Below are 567 nucleotides of genomic sequence, written 5' to 3'. Positions count from 1 at the left end.
GGAGATACAGTGTCCCACCGATGCTTTCAAACGGAAGTTTAGTCTCACGGCCTTGAATGAACGAACCACATAACGCTGGCGATGCACCAAAGAAGTAAGGGATCATCCAACCAAAACGGTAATAGTTACGAATCAAAGCAAAGTAAGCGGCTGATTTGGTGTCTTGGCGAGCTTGCTCATCCTGCTCACCATAAAGCGCATCCCAAAATGACTCAGGGAATGAAAAGTTGAAGTGAACACCAGAAATAATCTGCATCAAGCTACCGTAACGGCGTTTTAGCCCCTCACGGTACAATGTTTTCATTTTCGCCGAGTTCGATGAACCGTACTGAGCAAGCTGAATATCATCTTCACTGCCGACATAACATGGCATAGAAAGCGGCCACATCTTTTCTTCGCCCATTTTGGTTTGAGTGAAATGGTGAATGTCTTTCAGTTGCGCCATCAATTCTGGAATGTCATGAGAAACCGGAGTGATGAACTCCAGCAACGATTCAGAAAAGTCGGTGGTGATCCATTTGTTTGTGAACGCTGAGCCCAACCCCTCTGGATGAGGTGTTGTTGCTA

At 46.0% G+C, this 567-nt stretch carries 1 pseudogene; it reads right to left on the bottom strand.

Going from position 1 to position 567, the window contains the following annotated elements:
* Nucleotides 1–567 (bottom strand): annotated as a pseudogene (locus R7R24_RS29225) (glutamate--cysteine ligase); the annotation flags it as partial.

Source organism: Vibrio sp. 704, from assembly GCF_033339295.1.
This window is presented reverse-complemented; position numbering and strand designations above follow the sequence as displayed.